Origin of the sequence: Marinomonas aquiplantarum (assembly GCF_003314975.1) — a bacterium.
Classification (GTDB): domain Bacteria; phylum Pseudomonadota; class Gammaproteobacteria; order Pseudomonadales; family Marinomonadaceae; genus Marinomonas; species Marinomonas aquiplantarum.
This window is the reverse complement of the sequence record NZ_QNRF01000022.1, coordinates 1-5123: the sequence shown is the minus strand read 5'-3', so window position 1 is coordinate 5123 and position 5123 is coordinate 1. Positions and strand designations below refer to the sequence as shown.

Here is a 5123-nt window from a genome sequence, read left to right as displayed (position 1 = left end):
AACACGTCAATTCGCTTTATTAAGTAATTGTTAGTGTTTCGAGATTTGAGTGAGCAAACTTTTTAACTGAAGAGTTTGATCATGGCTCAGATTGAACGCTGGCGGCAGGCTTAACACATGCAAGTCGAGCGGAAACGATGATAGCTTGCTATCAGGCGTCGAGCGGCGGACGGGTGAGTAACGCGTAGGAATCTGCCTAGTAGAGGGGGACAACATGTGGAAACGCATGCTAATACCGCATACGCCCTTTTGGGGAAAGGAGGGGATCTTCGGACCTTCCGCTATTAGATGAGCCTGCGTGAGATTAGCTAGTTGGTGGGGTAAAGGCCTACCAAGGCGACGATCTCTAACTGGTCTGAGAGGATGACCAGTCACACTGGGACTGAGACACGGCCCAGACTCCTACGGGAGGCAGCAGTGGGGAATATTGGACAATGGGCGCAAGCCTGATCCAGCCATGCCGCGTGTGTGAAGAAGGCCTTAGGGTTGTAAAGCACTTTCAGGAGTGAGGAAGGGTGCGTTGCTAATACCAACGTATTTTGACGTTAGCTCCAGAAGAAGCACCGGCTAACTCTGTGCCAGCAGCCGCGGTAATACAGAGGGTGCAAGCGTTAATCGGAATTACTGGGCGTAAAGCGCGCGTAGGTGGTTTGTTAAGTCTGATGTGAAATCCCAGGGCTCAACCTTGGAATGGCACCGGATACTGGCAGGCTAGAGTACGGTAGAGGGGTGTGGAATTTCCTGTGTAGCGGTGAAATGCGTAGATATAGGAAGGAACATCAGTGGCGAAGGCGACACCCTGGACTGATACTGACACTGAGGTGCGAAAGCGTGGGGAGCAAACAGGATTAGATACCCTGGTAGTCCACGCCGTAAACGATGTCTACTAGCCGTTGGGTTGTAATGACTTAGTGGCGCAGCTAACGCACTAAGTAGACCGCCTGGGGAGTACGGCCGCAAGGTTAAAACTCAAATGAATTGACGGGGGCCCGCACAAGCGGTGGAGCATGTGGTTTAATTCGAAGCAACGCGAAGAACCTTACCTACTCTTGACATCCAGAGAACTTAGCAGAGATGCTTTGGTGCCTTCGGGAACTCTGAGACAGGTGCTGCATGGCTGTCGTCAGCTCGTGTTGTGAAATGTTGGGTTAAGTCCCGTAACGAGCGCAACCCTTATCCTTACTTGCCAGCACTTCGGGTGGGAACTTTAAGGAGACTGCCGGTGACAAACCGGAGGAAGGTGGGGACGACGTCAAGTCATCATGGCCCTTACGAGTAGGGCTACACACGTGCTACAATGGCGTATACAAAGGGCTGCTAACTTGCGAGAGTGTGCAAATCCCATAAAGTACGTCGTAGTCCGGATTGGAGTCTGCAACTCGACTCCATGAAGTCGGAATCGCTAGTAATCGTGGATCAGAATGCCACGGTGAATACGTTCCCGGGCCTTGTACACACCGCCCGTCACACCATGGGAGTTGATTGCTCCAGAAGTAGCTAGCTTAACCTTTCGGGGATGGCGGTTACCACGGAGTGGTCAATGACTGGGGTGAAGTCGTAACAAGGTAGCCCTAGGGGAACCTGGGGCTGGATCACCTCCTTAAACGATATGAAGCACTGGTGAGCGTTCACACAAATTATCTGATGGCTATGAGTTCTCATGGCAACCTATCTTAAAAGCGTTTTAGACAAAGTGTTAAGCAAGACACTAATCACAACATATTGTGTTGGTTAGTTTCTGACTTAGTGCTTTGCACTAAACTTGCTCTTTAACAATTCAAATTTTGAAATAACGATGAATCAAGCGTTAAACCGGTGGAAAGCACTTTAACCTAGTGACTTTCTATTATCGTAAATCCAGAGAAGAGACAAAAGCTTCTTTGGTATGTGATTCTTAATATGACACTCTTCTGAGTGGAAACTATTTTGGGTTATATGGTCAAGTGACCAAGCGTGCACGGTGGATGCCTTGGCAGTCAGAGGCGATGAAGGACGTGGTAATCTGCGAAAAGTTCGGGGGAGTCGATAAACAGACTTTGATCCCGAAATGTCCGAATGGGGAAACCCACTCTACTTGTAGAGTATCCCACAGTGAATACATAGCTGTGTGGAGGCGAACCCGGGGAACTGAAACATCTAAGTACCCGGAGGAAAAGAAATCAACCGAGATTCCCTAAGTAGCGGCGAGCGAAAGGGGATTAGCCCTTAAGTTGATTTGGTGTTAGTAGAAGACTCTGGAAAGGGTCGCCGTAGAGAGTGATAGCCTCGTATACGAAAACGCCTTATCAATGAAAACGAGTAGGACGGGACACGTGTTATCCTGTCTGAATATGGGGGGACCATCCTCCAAGGCTAAATACTCCTGACTGACCGATAGTGAACCAGTACCGTGAGGGAAAGGCGAAAAGAACCCCTGTGAGGGGAGTGAAATAGATCCTGAAACCGTGTACGTACAAGCAGTGGGAGCCGATTTATTCGGTGACTGCGTACCTTTTGTATAATGGGTCAACGACTTATTTTCAGTAGCAAGGTTAAGCGAATAGTGGAGCCGTAGGGAAACCGAGTCTTAATAGGGCGTTTAGTTGCTGGGAATAGACCCGAAACCGGGCGATCTATCCATGAGCAGGTTGAAGGTTGGGTAACACTAACTGGAGGACCGAACCCACGTACGTTGAAAAGTCCGGGGATGACTTGTGGATAGGAGTGAAAGGCTAATCAAGCTCGGAGATAGCTGGTTCTCCTCGAAAGCTATTTAGGTAGCGCCTCGCGTATTGCCATTGGGGGTAGAGCACTGTTTGGGCTAGGGGGTCATCCCGACTTACCAACCCCATGCAAACTCCGAATACCAATGAGTATGAGCGCGGGAGACACACGGCGGGTGCTAACGTCCGTCGTGGAAAGGGAAACAACCCAGACCGTCAGCTAAGGTCCCAAAGTTACAGTTAAGTGGGAAACGATGTGGGAAGGCTCAGACAGCTAGGAGGTTGGCTTAGAAGCAGCCATCCTTTAAAGAAAGCGTAATAGCTCACTAGTCGAGTCGGCCTGCGCGGAAGATATAACGGGGCTCAAACTGTACACCGAAGCTACGGATTCAAGATTTATCTTGGATGGTAGAGGAGCGTTCTGTAGGCCGTTGAAGGGAAAGCTGTAAGGCATCCTGGAGGTATCAGAAGTGCGAATGTTGACATGAGTAACGATAAGGGGAGTGAAAAACTCCCCCGCCGGAAGACCAAGGTTTCCTGTCCCATGTTAATCAGGGCAGGGTGAGTCGGCCCCTAAGGCGAGGCAGAAATGCGTAGTCGATGGGAAACAGGTTAATATTCCTGTACTCGTGTATATTGCGATGGAGAGACGGAGAAGGCTAGGCCAGCGCGGCGATGGTTGTCCGCGTTTAAGGTTGTAGGCTGGGGTTTTAGGTAAATCCGGAACCCTGTTAAGGCTGAGAATTGATGACGAGTCCTCTTTTGGACGAAGTGGTTGATGCCATGCTTCCAGGAAAAACTTCTAAGCTTCAGATATACAGGAACCGTACCCCAAACCGACACAGGTGGTCAGGTAGAGAATACCAAGGCGCTTGAGAGAACTCGGGTGAAGGAACTAGGCAAAATGGTACCGTAACTTCGGGAGAAGGTACGCCGGCCGGTGTGAAGGACTTGCTCCGTAAGCACTAGTCGGTCGAAGATACCAGGTGGCTGCGACTGTTTATTAAAAACACAGCACTCTGCAAACACGAAAGTGGACGTATAGGGTGTGACGCCTGCCCGGTGCTTGAAGGTTAATTGATGGGGTTAGCGTAAGCGAAGCTCTTGATCGAAGCCCAAGTAAACGGCGGCCGTAACTATAACGGTCCTAAGGTAGCGAAATTCCTTGTCGGGTAAGTTCCGACCTGCACGAATGGCGTAACGATGGCCACACTGTCTCCACCCGAGACTCAGTGAAATTGAAATCGCAGTGAAGATGCTGTGTATCCGCGGCTAGACGGAAAGACCCCGTGAACCTTTACTATAGCTTCACAGTGAACTTTGAACCTACTTGTGTAGGATAGGTGGGAGGCTTTGAAGATAGGACGCCAGTTCTATTGGAGCCAATCTTGAAATACCACCCTGGTACGTTTGAGGTTCTAACTCAGGTCCCTTATCGGGATCGAGGACACTGTGTGGTGGGTAGTTTGACTGGGGCGGTCTCCTCCCAAAGAGTAACGGAGGAGCACGAAGGTGTGCTCAGCATGGTCGGAAATCATGCATAGAGTGTAAAGGCAAAAGCACGCTTAACTGCGAGACAGACACGTCGAGCAGGTACGAAAGTAGGTCTTAGTGATCCGGTGGTTCTGTATGGAAGGGCCATCGCTCAACGGATAAAAGGTACTCCGGGGATAACAGGCTGATACCGCCCAAGAGTTCACATCGACGGCGGTGTTTGGCACCTCGATGTCGGCTCATCACATCCTGGGGCTGAAGCCGGTCCCAAGGGTATGGCTGTTCGCCATTTAAAGTGGTACGCGAGCTGGGTTTAGAACGTCGTGAGACAGTTCGGTCCCTATCTGCCGTGGACGTTTGAGATTTGAGAGGAGCTGCTCCTAGTACGAGAGGACCGGAGTGGACGAACCTCTGGTGTTCCGGTTGTCACGCCAGTGGCATTGCCGGGTAGCTACGTTCGGACGGGATAACCGCTGAAAGCATCTAAGCGGGAAGCCTCCCTCAAGATAAGATCTCACTGGAACCTAAGTTCCCTAAAGAGCCGTTGAAGACTACGACGTTGATAGGTTGGGTGTGTAAGTGCTGTGAGGCATTGAGCTAACCAATACTAATTGCTCGTGAGGCTTGACCATATAACACCAAAGTAGTTTTTAGCTAATAAAAGCTAAAAGACACATAATACGATCCGGTTTAACACTTGATCCACGTTATTTCAAAATGAATTGTTAAAGATCCAAGCAACGTATTCGCGTGTTTTGGTTAAAGAGTAGAAGAACTCAAACCAAAACGATACGCAAACCGAATTGCTTGACGATCATAGAGGCGTTGAACCACCTGATCCCATCCCGAACTCAGAAGTGAAAAGCGCCATCGCCGATGGTAGTGTGGGGGATCCCATGTGAGAGTAGGTCGTCGTCAAGCTTTAAA

General features: G+C 49.9%; 3 rRNA genes. All 3 read left to right on the top strand.

Features of this window, described 5'->3' with window-relative positions:
• Window positions 1-63: 63 nt before the first annotated feature.
• A 16S ribosomal RNA gene (locus DFP76_RS17965) occupies window positions 64-1603 on the top strand.
• Window positions 1604-1937: 334 nt separating this feature from the next.
• Window positions 1938-4828, top strand: a 23S ribosomal RNA gene (locus tag DFP76_RS17960).
• A gap of 174 nt (window positions 4829-5002) precedes the next feature.
• Window positions 5003-5117, top strand: a 5S ribosomal RNA gene (gene rrf / locus DFP76_RS17955).
• Together the 16S, 23S and 5S rRNA genes form the textbook arrangement of a ribosomal RNA operon.
• The last annotated feature ends 6 nt before the right edge of the window (window positions 5118-5123 follow it).